Raw genomic sequence first — 12,662 nt, 5'->3', positions numbered from 1 at the left:
AGAATCTTTACGCGAATTTGGGGCCTGCCCGGTCGAGCGGGCCACCGTCTCGTCTCTCTCCACGCGCTTCCCCCTGTCTCTTTCCAACGCCCGGTCCCATCTGCGGGTTCCCGTGCGCAGCGGATACAGTCACCGTTGCGCCAACTACGGGGACAGGAGAGGGTCATTACCGCCAACCGGCAGACGAGCTGGGCGTTCGCCAACGCCTTCGTCGCCGAGGACGAAGCGCTGCGCTGGGCCCGCGAGCGGGCCCGGGAGGCAGGGCTGCCCTCGGTGTCGCCAGGCACTGGCGCAGCGCTGCGCCTGCTGGCTGCCACGGCGGACGCCAAGGCGGTGGCGGAGATCGGTACGGGCACGGGCGTCTCCGGGATCTACCTGCTGCACGGGATGCGGCCGGACGGCGTGCTGACGACCGTCGACCCCGAGCCGGAGCGCCAGCAGTTCGCGCGGCAGGCGTTCCGCGCGGCGGGCTTCGCCGTGAACCGGTCGCGTTTCATCCCCGGCCGCGCCCTGGACGTACTGCCCCGGCTGGCGGACGGCGGATACGACCTCGTCTTCTGCGACGGCGACCCGCTGGAGTCGCTGGACTATCTCGCTGAATCGTTGCGCCTGCTGCGACCGGGTGGTCTGGTCTGCTTCGAGGGCGTCTTCTCCGAGGGCCGCACGGTCGACTCGGCGGCCCAGCCCGCCGAGGTGCTGAAGGTCCGCGAGCTGCTGCGGGCCGTGCGCGAGAGCCAGGAGCTGCTGCCGGCGCTGCTGCCGGTGGGCGACGGCCTGCTGTGCGCGGCCCGCCGCGGCTGACATCTCGCCGCCCCTGCGCCTCCTGCCGCGCTCCCCGGCCCTCCGGTCTCCGGGCCCGGACGCACCTCTGCCCCGGCTCGGTGTGAATCATCCGAGCCGGGGCAGAGGAGAGCTGTTATGTGCGTTCCCGCCTCAGCCGACGACCTGCTTGAGAGCATCGCCGAGCGCATCGGCCTCGTCCGGAGTCAGCTCGACGACAAGCCGACCGCCGCCTTCGAGCGGAACGCGCATGACGATGCCCCGCCCCTCCTTGGTCACCTCGAGCGGGCCGTCGCCCGTCCGCGGCTTCATGGCCGCCATGCTCGTTCCCCTTCCTGAAACCAGCTCATGCAACCGACAACCCAGGTGTCACCGGCATCGAACACATTGCTTCCTGGCCATTATCCCGCATGGCAGGACCCGATGACCAACATCGGACGGCATCGCTTGCGCAACGCGCTCGCGCAAAACCCCTCATTTCGGGGATCGGCCTGCGATACTTCGCCGCCGCAGGTCGAGACGGGGGCGGCGATTCTTTGACGCAGGTCACATGTCGGTAGCCGATGATCTCCGCCATGCTGAGCGGGACATCGACGTCCACGCCGCAAAGGGGACCCCGCAATGGCCGACACAGTGCTGTACGACGTGACCGACGGACTCGCCACGATCACGATCAACCGGCCCGAGGCCATGAACGCCATGAACATCGAGGCGAAGGTGGCGCTGCGGGAGGCCGCGGAAACCGCCGCCGCCGATCCGGCCGTACGGGCGGTTCTGCTGACCGCGACGGGCCGCGCGTTCTGCGTGGGCCAGGACCTCAAGGAACATGTCGGCCTGCTCGCCACCGACCGGGAGACCGGCTCGCGCGCCACGATGAACACCGTGCGCGACCACTACAACCCGATCGTGCGGGCGCTGACGGAGATGCCGAAGCCGGTGGTGGCCGGGGTGAACGGCGTCGCGGCGGGAGCGGGCTTCGGCTTCGCCCTGGCGGCGGACTACCGGGTCGCCGCGGACACGGCCGCGTTCAACACGTCCTTCGCGGGGGTCGCGCTCACCGCCGACTCCGGCATCTCCTGGACCCTCCCCCGGCTGATCGGCGCGAGCCGCGCCTCCGACCTGCTTCTCTTCCCGCGCACGATCCCGGCGCAGGAGGCCCACGACCTGGGCATCGTGAACAGGCTGGTCCCCGCGGCGGACCTGGCCGCGGAGGCGGCCGCGGTGGCCCGCGCCCTGGCCGACGGCCCGACGGTCGCGTACGCGGCGCTGAAGGAGTCCCTGGCGTACGGAGCGGACCACTCCCTGGCCGAGGCGCTGGAGAAGGAGGACGAGCTCCAGACGAGGGCGGGCGCGTCGGAGGACCACACGATCGCGGTCCAGGCGTTCCTGTCGAAGGAGAAGCCGAAGTACCTGGGCCGCTAGGTCCTCGGGACCGGCGCGGAAGGATCCGATGGCAGGGCCCCGGGCCCGCGGCACGGGGCGGGGGGCCGCCTCAGGCCTCCCGCGCCCGCTCCGGGCCGCTGCCCGCCTGTGCCGTCGCCCTGCCCGCCCCGCGCGCCACGCAGGTGTCGAGGTGGTCGTCGACCAGGCCGCAGGCCTGCATCAGCGCATAGGCCGTCGTCGGGCCGATGAAGCGCAGGCCCCGCTTCTTCAGCGCCTTCGACAGGGCCACCGACTCGTCCGTGATCGCGGGGACGTCGGCGAGGGTGTGCGGGGCCGGGCGTATCGCCGGGTCGGGGGCGTGGGACCAGATCAGCGTGTCCAGCTCCCCGGCCTGCCAGGTCGCGAGCACCTTCGCGTTGGCGAGGGTCGCGTCGATCTTGGCGCGGTTGCGGATGATGCCCTCGTCGGCGAGGAGCCGCTCCCTGTCGGTCTCGTCGAACTCCGCGACCGCGGCGATCTTGAAGTCGGCGAAGGCCCGCCTGAACCCCTCGCGGCGGCGCAGGATGGTGATCCAGGAGAGCCCGGACTGGAAGGCCTCCAGGCAGAGCCGCTCGAAGAGGGCGTCGTCGCCGCGGACCGGCCGGCCCCACTCCTCGTCGTGGTAGGTCACATAGTCCTCGGTGGACAGTCCCCAGGGGCAGCGGAGTCTCCCGTCGGGCCCCGGCACGGCCGCCCCGACGACCGGCGCACCGGCTATGGGCTCGCTCACCGCCCCTCCTCCTCTCCGGGCTTGCGCAGGAGGTCCGGCCGCGCCGCACTCGCCCGGACGCCGGCGAGCTCCGCCTCCAGCTCGGCGATCCGCGCGTCCCTCTCGGCGAGCTCCGCGCCCAGCCGGCCAAGCGCGTCGTCCACGTCCGCCATCCGGTAACCCCGGGGCGCGACCGGCAGCCGCAGGGCCTCGATGTCGGCGCGGCCGACCGGACGGGACGTCGGCAGCGGATCCACCGGTTGTTCGGGCGCGACCTCGGGCAGCACCTCGCTGTCACCGCCGCCGACCACCGCGAGGGTGACCGCGGCGACCACCACGACCATCGCGATCAGCAAGAACCAGAACACGCGCGTGCCTCTCCCCGGGAGCGGAAAACGTACCGGTCCCGATCGTGCCATGCGCCACCGACAGTTAAGGTCGCAGGCGACCGAACGCGAGGAGGACACACGGGATGCTGCGCTTGGGACGGCGTGAATTCGGGCCCCACGAGCCGGTGATCATGGCGATCGTGAACCGGACCCCTGATTCCTTCTACGACCAGGGTGCGACCTTCAGGGACGAGCCGGCTCTCGCGCGCGTGGAGCAGGCCGTGTCGGAGGGCGCGGCCATCATCGACATCGGCGGGGTGAAGGCCGGCCCCGGCGAGGAGGTGAGCGCCGAGGAGGAGGCCCGCCGGACGGTCGGCTTCGTCGCTGAGGTCCGCCGGCGCCACCCGGACGTGGTGATCAGCGTGGACACCTGGCGCCACGAGGTCGCCGAGGCGGTCTGTGAGGCAGGCGCGGACGTCCTCAACGACGCGTGGGGCGGCGTCGATCCGAGGCTGGCGGAGGTCGCCGCGCGCCATGGCGCGGGTCTGGTCTGCACTCACGCGGGCGGCGCCGAGCCGCGGACGCGTCCGCACCGGATCGAGTACGACGACGTGATGGCGGACATCCTGCGTGTCACGGTCGGGCTGGCCGAGCGGGCGGTGGAGCTGGGCGTGCGGCGGGACGCGATCATGATCGATCCGGGCCACGACTTCGGCAAGAGCACCCGTCACAGCCTGGAGGCGACGCGGCGCCTGGAGGAGATGACCCGGACGGGGTGGCCGGTGCTGGTCTCGCTTTCCAACAAGGACTTCGTCGGCGAGAGCCTCGACAAGCCGGTGAAGGAACGGGTTCTCGGGACCCTGGCGACGACGGCGGTGTCGGCGTGGCTGGGGGCGCGGGTGTACCGGGTGCACGAGGTGGCGGAGACGCGGCAGGTGCTGGACATGGTGGCGTCCATCGCGGGCCACCGGCCCCCCGCGGTGGCCCGCAGGGGCCTCGCCTGACCAGTGGGTGACGCGCCGGGGGCCGCGGAGCCCGCGAGGACCCCGGCGCACCCGGCCTCCTACCTCGCCGTCTCCTTCGTCACCAGCGCCACCGCCTCCTCCACGTCGTCCGTCACGTGGAACAGCAGCAGGTCGTGGTCCGACGCCTTCCCCTCGGCCACCACGGTGTTGCGCAGCCAGTCGACCAGGCCGCTCCAGTACGAGGTCCCGAAGAGCACGATCGGGAACCGGGTCACCTTGCGGGTCTGGACCAGGGTCAGGGCCTCGAAGAGCTCGTCGAGGGTGCCGAGGCCCCCCGGCAGGACCACGAAGCCCTGCGCGTACTTCACGAACATCGTCTTGCGGACGAAGAAGTAGCGGAAGTTGACGCCGATGTCGACGTGCGGGTTCAGCCCCTGCTCGAAAGGCAGCTCGATCCCGAGACCGACCGAGACGCCCCGGGCTTCCCGCGCCCCCTTGTTCGCCGCCTCCATCGCGCCGGGCCCGCCGCCCGTGATCACCGCGAAGCCCGCCTCGACGAGCGCCTTGCCGATCCGTACGCCCGCGTCGTACTCGGGGGTGTCCGGCCTGGTACGGGCCGAGCCGAAGACGCTGATCGCGCTCGGCAGTTCGGCCAGGGCACCGAAGCCCTCGACGAACTCCGACTGGATGCGCATGACCCGCCAGGGGTCGGTGTGCACCCACTCGGAGTCCCCCTCGGTGTCCAGCAGCCGCTGGTCCGTGGTGCTCGGCTGGATCTGGTCCCTGCGCCTCAGCACCGGGCCCTGCCGCTGCTCGTCCCGCCGCGCCTCGCCCTCGGGGTTGACCATGGCCTGCTCCCTCCACCGATCCACTGATCTTCCAGTCCGGTCAGGGTAGGTCCACAGAGGTGACAAAGAGCGAAATTGCGGTAGTCAGGCAGTAAGCCAGTCGCGGAGCCGCTGCTCACAGTGACGGATCTTGTCGATGGCCACATGCTCGTCACGCTTGTGGGCGTAGAGCGGGTCCGCGGGGCCGTAGTTGACCGCGGGCACGCCCAGCGCGCTGAACCGCGACACGTCGGTCCAGCCGAACTTGGGCTGCGCGGTCCCGCCGACCGCCTCCATGAACGCCGCCGCGGCCGGGTGCGAAAGCCCGGGAAGGGCGCCGCTGCTGTGGTCGTCCACCACGAACTCGGAGATCGGGCAGTCCGCGAAGACCTCCCGGACGTGTGCCTCGGCCTCCGCCATGGACCGGTCGGGCGCGTAGCGGTAGTTGACGACGACCGTGCACGCGTCGGGGATGACGTTGTTGGCGACGCCCCCTTCGATCCGTACGGCGTTGAGGCCCTCGTGGTACTCCAGCCCGTCGATCACCGGCCGCCTCGGCTTGTACTCCGCGAGGCGGGCCAGGATCGGCACGGCCGCGTGGATGGCGTTGGAACCCATCCAGCTGCGCGCGGAGTGTGCCCGCTCCCCCTCGGTGCGCAGAAAGACCCGAAGGGTTCCCTGGCAGCCGCCCTCGACCTGGGCGTCGGACGGTTCGAGAAGGATGGCGAAGTCCCCTTCGAGCCAGTCGGGGTGTGCTTCGGCCACATGCTTCAGACCGTTGAGGTCCGCGGCGACCTCTTCGTTGTCGTAGAAGACGAAGGTGAGGTCCCGGTTGGGCTCGGGAACGGTCGCGGCGATCCGCAGCTGGAGCGCGACGCCGGACTTCATGTCGCTCGTGCCGCAGCCCCACAGGATCCCGTCGGCGTCGAGCCGGGAGGGGACGTTGTCGGCGATCGGCACGGTGTCGATGTGTCCGGCCAGGACGACACGCTCGTCCCGTCCCAGGCGCGTCCGCGCGACGACGTTGTTGCCGAGGCGGTCGACGGTGAGGTGCGGCAGGGCCCGCAGCGCCCGCTCGATCGCGTCGGCGAGAGGCTTCTCGGTGCCACTGACGGAGGGGATGTCGACGAGCGCGGCGGTCAGCGCCGGACCGTCCAGAGAGAGATCGAGGGAGGGGGCGGGAGCGGTGTCTGACATGGTGCCGACCCTAACGCGGGGCTCAAGTACGGTGGGCTCCGTGTCCGAGTCCGCCATCCTTCCCGGTTCCGCCCCCCGAGGTCGCGGGGGCCGCCGCGGCCGTTTCGCCGCGGCGTTTCTCGTGCTGCTCGCGGTGGTCGGATATGTGGTGGCGCACTACCTGATGTCCGGTGGCGGTCCGCCGCGGTGCCGGGTGGGCAGTGGGGACAACGCGTACGAGTTCACTCCCGAGCAGGCGTCGAACGCGGCGACGATCTCGGCCGTCGGCACGAGCCGCGGTATGCCCGAGCGTGCGGTCACGATCGCGCTGGCGACCGCGCTCCAGGAGTCGGCGCTGCGCAATATCCGCCATGGCGACCGCGATTCCCTCGGTCTCTTCCAGCAGCGCCCCTCACAGGGCTGGGGAACCCCGCAGCAGATTCTCGACCCGGTGTACTCGGCGGGCATCTTCTACGAGCGGCTCGCCGAGGTCCCGGGCTATTCGCGGCTTCCGCTGACGGTGGCGGCCCAGCGGGTCCAGCGCAGCGGTTTCCCTCAGGCGTACGCGAAACACGAGCCGGACGCCACGCTGCTGGCCGCCGCGCTCACCGGCCGTTCGGCCGCGTCGCTGACGTGTACGACGGGCCGCGGGGACGGCAGCCCGGGTGACCCCGGGCAGGTGCGGGCGGAGCTGGTCCGGGCGTTCGGCAAGGACGTGCTGCCGGGCGGCGCGGGCCGGGCGGGCGCTCCGGCGGCCGAGGTCTCGGTGCCCGTACGGGCGCCGGCCGGGGCGGGCGGCGGGGGCGAGGCGCGGCGCGGCTGGGAGCTGGCGCAGTGGGCGGTCGCGCGGGCGGACGTCCTGCGGATCGACGAGGTCATGTACGCGGGGCGCGTGTGGCGCGCGAGCGACGCGGCGGACGGCTGGCTGACGATGTCGGAGCCGCCCGCGGAGGGCTCCGCCGACGTCCGAATTCGCCTCGCACAATAGCCGCTCACCCGTACGGAAATTCACTCGGCCGAGGCATTCGCCCTCTCGTGGCCACCAGGTTTTCGCGCACCTCTTCACGGACCCCCGAGCGGCTCTGTCATGTATCCGCAATTCCCTTGGCGCATATGGGGAGTGACGATTCGGCGGGCCTTTTGGCGATGACTCGTTCGTCCGCTTTTATCCGTAGCAGATAATGCGATGCATTACCCATTCTTTACCTTGTGCCGCCGCAACCTCTCCCTCCCCCCGAGCGGTTGTCACTGCGTCCGATCGCCGGACGCCCAATGTCCTCTCCGTCGAAGGAGCATCATGTCCCTCCCCCTGACCCGTCGGATCGCCCGTGCCGCGCTGCTCATCGCGGCGGGAGCAGCCCCCGTGGTCGGTGCGGCCGGCTCCGCGAGCGCCATGGACCTCCCGCAGGCCTCCAACCTCGGTGGTCTGTCCGCCGTCGACGCCGCCGGCCTCGGCGACACCGCCGACAACGCCACCCAGAGCGCCACCGACACCGCCGGTGACACCGGCAGCAAGACCGTCAAGAAGGCCGTTCCCACGGCGGGCAAGACGGTCGGCAAGACCACCAGGACGGCGGCCCCCGCCGCCCGGAAGGCCGCCGGGGAGACCGCGGGCCACGCGGGCGAGGTCCTCGGGGAGACCGCTGGCACGGCGGCCGAGGGCACCGGTCCCGTCGGCGGCCTGGACAGCGGCGCCACCGAGCAGCTGCCGCTGAAGAGCCTGCCCCTCGGCTAGGCACCAGGCGTTGCCGTCGGCCCGACATGACGAAGGGCCCGGGGAGTGCGCACTCCCCGGGCCCTTCGCCGTGTCCGGCCCGTCATCCGAGGCGCTTCACAGCCGCCTCTACCCGCTCGTCGGTGGCCGTGAAGGCCACCCGCACGAAGCGCTCGCCGGCCGCGCCGTAGAAATCGCCGGGCGCCACGAGGATGCCCCGCTCGGCCAGCCGCGCCACCGTCTCCCAGCAGGGCTCGTCGCGCGTCGCCCACAGGTAGAGGCTCGCCTCGCTGTGCTCGATCCGGAAGCCGTGGGCCTCCAGGGCCGTCCGCAGCGCCGACCGCCGGGCCGCGTACCGCTCCCGCTGCTCCGCCACGTGCGTGTCGTCGCCGAGCGCCACGACCGTCGCCGCCTGCACGGGCGCCGGCGTCATCATGCCGCCGTGCTTGCGGATCAGCAGCAGCTCGGCCAGGACGGCCGGGTCGCCCGCGATGAACGCGGCCCGGTAGCCCGCCAGGTTCGAGCGCTTGGAGAGCGAGTGGACGGCCACGATGCCCTCGTACGAGCCGCGGCAGACATCCGGGTGCAGGACGGAGACGGGCTCCGCCTCCCAGCCCAGCTCCAGGTAGCACTCGTCGCTGAAGAGCAGCACACCGTGCTCACGCGCCCAGGCGACGGTCCGGGTCAGTTCGTCCTTGGACAGCACCCGCCCGGTGGGATTGGAGGGCGAGTTGAGCCAGAGCAGCTTCAGGCCGGCCGGGTCGAGCTCCGTGGGGTCGTCGTAGACCACGGGCTCCGCGCCGCACAGCCGGGCGCCCACCTCGTACGTCGGGTAGGCCAGGCGCGGGTACGCGACCCGGTCCCCGGCGCCGAGACCCAGCTGCGTCGGCAGCCAGGCCACCAGCTCCTTGGAGCCGACCACGGGCAGGACGTTGCGGTGGGTGAACCCGACCGCGCCGAGCCGCCGCTCGCACCAGCCCGTCAGCGCGTCGCGCAGCGCCACCGTCCCCCACACCGTGGGATATCCCGGCGAGTCGGCCGCCGCGACCAGGGCGTCCTGGATCAGCGCCGGGACCGGGTCGACGGGCGTGCCCACGGACAGGTCCACGATGCCGTCCGGGTGGGCCGCCGCCGTCGCCTTGTACGGCTCGAGCTTGTCCCAGGGGAAGACGGGAAGGCGCGAAGAGACTGCGCTCACGGGGGTGCTCACTTTCTCGTACGTACGAAACGCCACGGTCCCGCACGGCGAGGAAGCCGTACGGGACCGTCAGATGTGCGATCAGCCGTTCTGCGGCGGCAGGGCGGCGATGAAGGGGTGGTCACGCTCGATCAGACCGAGCTTGGAGGCACCACCGGGCGAGCCGAGGTCGTCGAAGAACTCGACGTTCGCCTTGTAGTAGTCCTTCCACTCCTCCGGAGTGTCGTCCTCGTAGAAGATCGCCTCGACCGGGCAGACCGGCTCACAGGCCCCACAGTCGACGCATTCGTCCGGGTGGATGTACAAGGACCGGGAGCCCTCGTAGATGCAGTCGACGGGGCACTCCTCGATGCACGCCTTGTCCTTGACGTCGACACAAGGCTGCGCGATGACGTAGGTCACGCTGTCGTTCCTCCTCGGTAGGGCTGGCTCTGCGCGGGAGCGCGGCGTCGTCGATGCCCGCCCCTAGTATCTCCGTTCCGGGGGACGATCCGAACAGGAGGGGCGCAGAGAGCTGTGGAATTCACCGCGGGAGGGCGACTCGAAGTCCGTATCACCGCCGCTGACGTGGGAAAACGGGTCTCCGTACGGCGGGTGGACGAGGCGGGCGCACCGGGAGCGAAGTTCACTGACACGGTTGGTGTTCTCACATCCTGGAACAAGGGTGTGCTGGTGATCACACGGCGGACCGGGGAGAGCGTCCACATCCCGGAATCGTCGCTGGTGGCGGGCAAGGTGGTGCCGTCCGCGCCGGCGCGGCGCAGGGGCCCCGCAGCCTCGTTCCAGGAGCTCGCGCGGGTCTCCGCGCGGGCCTGGCAACCGGTGGAGAGCGAGCAGCTGGGCGAGTGGACCCTGCGCGCGGCCGGCGGGTTCACCCGGCGCGCCAACTCGGTCCTTCCGCTGGGCGATCCCGGACTGCCGCTGGACGACGCGCTGGCACGGGTGACCGGCTGGTACGAGGAGCGGGGGCTGCCCGCGTACGTCCAGACCGCGACCGGGGCGGAGGGCACGCAGGAGCGGCTGTCCGCCGCGCTGGAGGAGCGGGGGTGGCGCCGCGAGGTGACGGCACAACTGCGGATCGCGGCGTTGGCACCCCTGGGCGATCTGGAGGCGGAGACCGCCTCGGTGCGCCTGGCGAGATCCTGCGACGAGGCATGGCTGCGGCGCTACCAGCGGTTCGATGTGGCGGGGCCACATGTGGTGAAGGTACTCACCAGCGGCCCGAGTGTGTGGTTCGCCTCCGTGCCCGGCGAGGGGGATGTGCCGGCGGCGATCGGACGGTGTGTCGTCGACGGCCGCTGGGCCGGCTTCCTGGCGGTCGAGGTCGACCCGGCGTACCGGCGTCAGGGCCTGGCCACCGCGGTGATGGCGGCGCTGGCCCGGCGGGCCCTCGACGAGGGCGCGTCGGCGGCCTGGCTCCAGGTGGAGGCGGACAACGGCGGCGCGCGGGCGCTGTACGACGGGATGGGCTTCGAGACCCATCACAGCTACCACCACTTCCGGTCGTGACCGGCGCGGGACAGGGGCCCGAGTACGAGCACGGACACGAGCCGGCGGACTGGCGGCGGGAGTTCGCCGAGGAGGCCCGCTCCGAGCGGCCCGACCTCGCGCGACTGTGCCTGCTGCTGGGCACGCAGGCGGACCCCTCCCTGGACCAGGCGGGTCTCGACGCCGCGGACATCGAGCTGGACCGGCTGGCCGGGCTGCTTCCGTACGGCGTGAGCGGCGCACCCGCCTGGGCGGCCGCCCTCGGCGAACTCCTGGGTGGCCGCGAGGGCTTCCACGGCACCCCCGGCGACTACGAACGTCTCGAGTCCTCGCTGCTCCACCAGGTGCTGCGGCGCCGCCGCGGGCTGCCGATCCTGCTCTCCGTGGTCTGGATCGAGGTGGCCAGGCGCGCGGGCGCGCCGGTGTACGGCGTCGCCCTGCCGGGCCACTTCGTGGTGGGTTTCGGCGACCCGCACGCCCCGGTCCCCGAGCAGGTCCTGGCTGACCCCTTCGCGGGCGGCCGGCTGCTGACGGGCCCCGACGCGGAACTCCTGGTCGCGGGCGCGACGGGCGAGGCCCTCGAACCGTCGATGCTCCTGCCCGCCGATCCGCTGGACATCGTGCTGCGCGTCCTCAACAACATCCGCGCCTGGGCGGCCTCCCGCCCGGAGGAGTCGGCCGTGGGGCTGTGGGCGGTCGAGCTCTCCCTCCTCCTCCCCTCCCACCCGGCGCGGCTGCGCTACGAGCGCGCCCAGTTGCTGGTGCAGCGGGGCGAGTTCCTGGCGGGAGCGGCGGAGATGGAGGCCTACGCACGGATCGTGGACGCGGTGGACCCGGCGGCGGCGGAGTCGATCCGGCGAAGGGCCCAGGCTGCGCGGGCGATGCTGAACTGACCGCCGCCGGAGACGACGGCGCGCCCAGTCCCGGCGTGCCTGGCGGCGGACCACGTCACGGCGCCGACTCCCGGAACCGGGCGAGCGGCGCATCCGGGCGGAGGTGCGGCGGGCGGCGGCGGGCGCTCCGGCGCGGGCCGGGCGGGGGCGACGCGGCCCCACCGGACACACCAGGCACCGGCGGACACACCGGGCGCCTGCCCGCTTCAGGGCACGGCACAACACGCGGCGTTACGCTCGCCGTATGGCCAAGACGCGCGTCTCCCTCAGCCTTGATCCTGACGATGCGGAGCTGATCCGGCAGGTCGCCGCCGAGAACGGGCTCGACGTCTCCGCCTTCCTCGTCATGGCCGCCCGCAAGGAAGCCACGCGGCTCGCGCGGCTGGCTGCCACGTTCTCGGACCTCGACGCGGCGATCGAGGAGGCGGAGGCGGAGGTGGACGCCCTGCCCTGGCCGCCGGATCCCGCCGTGGACCCGAAGGAGGCCGCCCGCATCCACGCGGACGTCGCGACGGCCCGCGCCCGCTCGGCGGCGCGGCGGCACGGTGGAGCGAACGCGTGAATCTCGCCTGCCCCACCTGCCCCGATCCCGGCGCCCTCGGCGATGTCGTCTACGACCTGGGCATGCTGCTCGCCCTGTCCGGAGAGCGGCCCGGTGCGGCCTGGGTCCTGCACCAGGAGTTCGCCCGGGAGGGACTGCCCGTCGTAGCCGCCCCGGCCGTCGCCCAGGCGTGGCGGGACGGGGCGGTCCGGGCGTATCTGGCCCGGGCGCTGCGGGAGTGCGCGGTGGTGTGCTGCTACACGCCCACCGACTGGCGCCGCGTCGGGGAGCTCGTGGCGCGCGTCGCCCTGCCGGGCGACAAGATTCCCGAGCCCCTCGAGGGGCTGGCGGCGCTCACCGCACTGGAGGTGGGCGCGGCCCTGATCGCGACGGCGGACCCCGAGAGCATGCAGGCGTACTTGGACCAACTGCCGGGTGCGCAGTCGGTCATCCCTCTGCGCGTCTGAGCTCCTCGTGTCGCGTCCCGCGGGCGCCGACGACCGGGGGCGGGGGGGGGGGGGGGGGACCCCCCGGGGCGCTTGCCCCGGGGGGGGGCCCCCGGGACCTCCTCCCCTCCAACCCCGCCACACCGACACGGGGGTCAGCGCCTCTGGGGTTCG

Annotated in this window: 16 protein-coding genes; 9 read left to right on the top strand and 7 right to left on the bottom strand. The window is 72.4% G+C overall.

The window, feature by feature from the left end:
• Positions 1–135 precede the first annotated feature (135 nt).
• A complete protein-coding gene (locus ACZ5VC_RS07280; protein WP_469119130.1) occupies positions 136–801 on the top strand; it encodes an O-methyltransferase in 666 nt (221 codons plus the stop codon).
• Between the two features lie 132 nt (positions 802–933).
• On the opposite strand, the gene ACZ5VC_RS07275 is transcribed toward ACZ5VC_RS07280, so the two are convergent.
• Positions 934–1,101, bottom strand: a complete 168-nt coding sequence (locus ACZ5VC_RS07275; RefSeq protein ID WP_018105485.1) for a DUF3117 domain-containing protein — start codon at positions 1,099–1,101, stop codon at positions 934–936.
• 300 nt (positions 1,102–1,401) lie between these two features.
• On the opposite strand from ACZ5VC_RS07275, the gene chcB reads away from it, so the two are divergent.
• Positions 1,402–2,202, top strand: a complete 801-nt coding sequence (gene chcB / locus ACZ5VC_RS07270; protein ID WP_469119129.1) for a 2-cyclohexenylcarbonyl CoA isomerase — start codon at positions 1,402–1,404, stop codon at positions 2,200–2,202.
• A 70-nt stretch (positions 2,203–2,272) separates the two neighbouring features.
• On the opposite strand, the gene ACZ5VC_RS07265 is transcribed toward chcB, so the two are convergent.
• Both ACZ5VC_RS07265 and ACZ5VC_RS07260 read right to left on the bottom strand, forming a co-directional pair.
• On the bottom strand, positions 2,273–2,932 hold the full coding sequence (locus ACZ5VC_RS07265) for a DNA-3-methyladenine glycosylase I (protein ID WP_469119128.1): 660 nt from the start codon (positions 2,930–2,932) through the stop codon (positions 2,273–2,275).
• Positions 2,929–3,330 (bottom strand): DivIVA domain-containing protein, encoded by a 402-nt coding sequence (locus ACZ5VC_RS07260; RefSeq protein ID WP_469119127.1) that lies wholly within the window; start codon positions 3,328–3,330, stop codon positions 2,929–2,931. Before ACZ5VC_RS07260 ends, ACZ5VC_RS07265 begins: the two co-directional genes overlap by 4 nt.
• Positions 3,331–3,383: 53 nt before the next feature.
• Between ACZ5VC_RS07260 and folP the strand changes: the two genes are divergently transcribed.
• Positions 3,384–4,244 (top strand): dihydropteroate synthase, encoded by an 861-nt coding sequence (gene folP, locus ACZ5VC_RS07255; protein ID WP_469119126.1) that lies wholly within the window; start codon positions 3,384–3,386, stop codon positions 4,242–4,244.
• Between the two features lie 59 nt (positions 4,245–4,303).
• Here the strand turns inward: folP and ACZ5VC_RS07250 are convergent, their stop codons facing one another.
• Positions 4,304–5,053: an LOG family protein gene (locus ACZ5VC_RS07250; protein ID WP_469119125.1), complete on the bottom strand. Its 750-nt coding sequence runs from the start codon at positions 5,051–5,053 to the stop codon at positions 4,304–4,306.
• A gap of 84 nt (positions 5,054–5,137) precedes the next feature.
• Positions 5,138–6,229, bottom strand: coding sequence for a succinyl-diaminopimelate desuccinylase (gene dapE / locus ACZ5VC_RS07245; RefSeq protein ID WP_469119124.1), 1,092 nt, complete (start codon positions 6,227–6,229; stop codon positions 5,138–5,140).
• Between the two features lie 31 nt (positions 6,230–6,260).
• Between dapE and ACZ5VC_RS07240 the strand changes: the two genes are divergently transcribed.
• Both ACZ5VC_RS07240 and ACZ5VC_RS07235 read left to right on the top strand, forming a co-directional pair.
• Positions 6,261–7,196, top strand: coding sequence for a VldE C-terminal domain-containing protein (locus ACZ5VC_RS07240; protein WP_469119123.1), 936 nt, complete (start codon positions 6,261–6,263; stop codon positions 7,194–7,196).
• A 309-nt stretch (positions 7,197–7,505) separates the two neighbouring features.
• Complete coding sequence (locus ACZ5VC_RS07235) at positions 7,506–7,943, top strand: ATP-binding protein (RefSeq protein ID WP_469119122.1); 438 nt, start codon at positions 7,506–7,508, stop codon at positions 7,941–7,943.
• Positions 7,944–8,025: 82 nt separating this feature from the next.
• Here the strand turns inward: ACZ5VC_RS07235 and ACZ5VC_RS07230 are convergent, their stop codons facing one another.
• The gene (locus ACZ5VC_RS07230) at positions 8,026–9,120 is read right to left on the bottom strand and encodes a bifunctional succinyldiaminopimelate transaminase/glutamate-prephenate aminotransferase (protein ID WP_469119121.1); all 1,095 of its coding nucleotides are present in this window, start codon (positions 9,118–9,120) and stop codon (positions 8,026–8,028) included.
• A gap of 81 nt (positions 9,121–9,201) precedes the next feature.
• Entirely contained in the window at positions 9,202–9,522 is a 321-nt protein-coding gene (gene fdxA, locus ACZ5VC_RS07225; RefSeq protein WP_019889199.1) for a ferredoxin, read from the bottom strand.
• Positions 9,523–9,636: 114 nt separating this feature from the next.
• Here fdxA and ACZ5VC_RS07220 point away from each other — a divergent pair, with 114 nt between their 5' ends.
• The 4 genes from ACZ5VC_RS07220 to ACZ5VC_RS07205 all read left to right on the top strand — a co-directional run bounded on the left by ACZ5VC_RS07220 (position 9,637) and on the right by ACZ5VC_RS07205 (position 12,509).
• A complete protein-coding gene (locus tag ACZ5VC_RS07220) occupies positions 9,637–10,629 on the top strand; it encodes a GNAT family N-acetyltransferase (RefSeq protein ID WP_469119120.1) in 993 nt (330 codons plus the stop codon).
• A complete protein-coding gene (locus tag ACZ5VC_RS07215; RefSeq protein ID WP_469119119.1) occupies positions 10,626–11,501 on the top strand; it encodes a transglutaminase family protein in 876 nt (291 codons plus the stop codon). The genes ACZ5VC_RS07220 and ACZ5VC_RS07215 overlap by 4 nt, the downstream gene beginning before the upstream one ends.
• 244 nt (positions 11,502–11,745) lie before the next feature.
• On the top strand, positions 11,746–12,063 hold the full coding sequence (locus ACZ5VC_RS07210; RefSeq protein WP_469119118.1) for a type II toxin -antitoxin system TacA 1-like antitoxin: 318 nt from the start codon (positions 11,746–11,748) through the stop codon (positions 12,061–12,063).
• Entirely contained in the window at positions 12,060–12,509 is a 450-nt protein-coding gene (locus ACZ5VC_RS07205; protein ID WP_469119117.1) for a hypothetical protein, read from the top strand. Before ACZ5VC_RS07210 ends, ACZ5VC_RS07205 begins: the two co-directional genes overlap by 4 nt.
• The last annotated feature ends 153 nt before the right edge of the window (positions 12,510–12,662 follow it).

Source organism: Streptomyces sp. NPDC033174 (assembly GCF_055577795.1).
The sequence above is the reverse complement of the archived record's forward strand: the minus strand, read 5'-3'. Positions and strand labels throughout refer to the sequence as shown.

Excerpts from the sequence above, each read along its gene's own strand:
- ACZ5VC_RS07275 (WP_018105485.1), bottom strand. The coding sequence starts at position 1,101 with ATGGCGGCCATGAAGCCGCGGACGGGCGACGGCCCGCTCGAGGTGACC.
- chcB (WP_469119129.1), top strand. The coding sequence starts at position 1,402 with ATGGCCGACACAGTGCTGTACGACGTGACCGACGGACTCGCCACGATC.
- ACZ5VC_RS07260 (WP_469119127.1), bottom strand. The coding sequence starts at position 3,330 with ATGGCACGATCGGGACCGGTACGTTTTCCGCTCCCGGGGAGAGGCACG.
- folP (WP_469119126.1), top strand. The coding sequence starts at position 3,384 with ATGCTGCGCTTGGGACGGCGTGAATTCGGGCCCCACGAGCCGGTGATC.
- ACZ5VC_RS07250 (WP_469119125.1), bottom strand. The coding sequence starts at position 5,053 with ATGGTCAACCCCGAGGGCGAGGCGCGGCGGGACGAGCAGCGGCAGGGC.
- dapE (WP_469119124.1), bottom strand. The coding sequence starts at position 6,229 with ATGTCAGACACCGCTCCCGCCCCCTCCCTCGATCTCTCTCTGGACGGT.
- ACZ5VC_RS07235 (WP_469119122.1), top strand. The coding sequence starts at position 7,506 with ATGTCCCTCCCCCTGACCCGTCGGATCGCCCGTGCCGCGCTGCTCATC.
- ACZ5VC_RS07210 (WP_469119118.1), top strand. The coding sequence starts at position 11,746 with ATGGCCAAGACGCGCGTCTCCCTCAGCCTTGATCCTGACGATGCGGAG.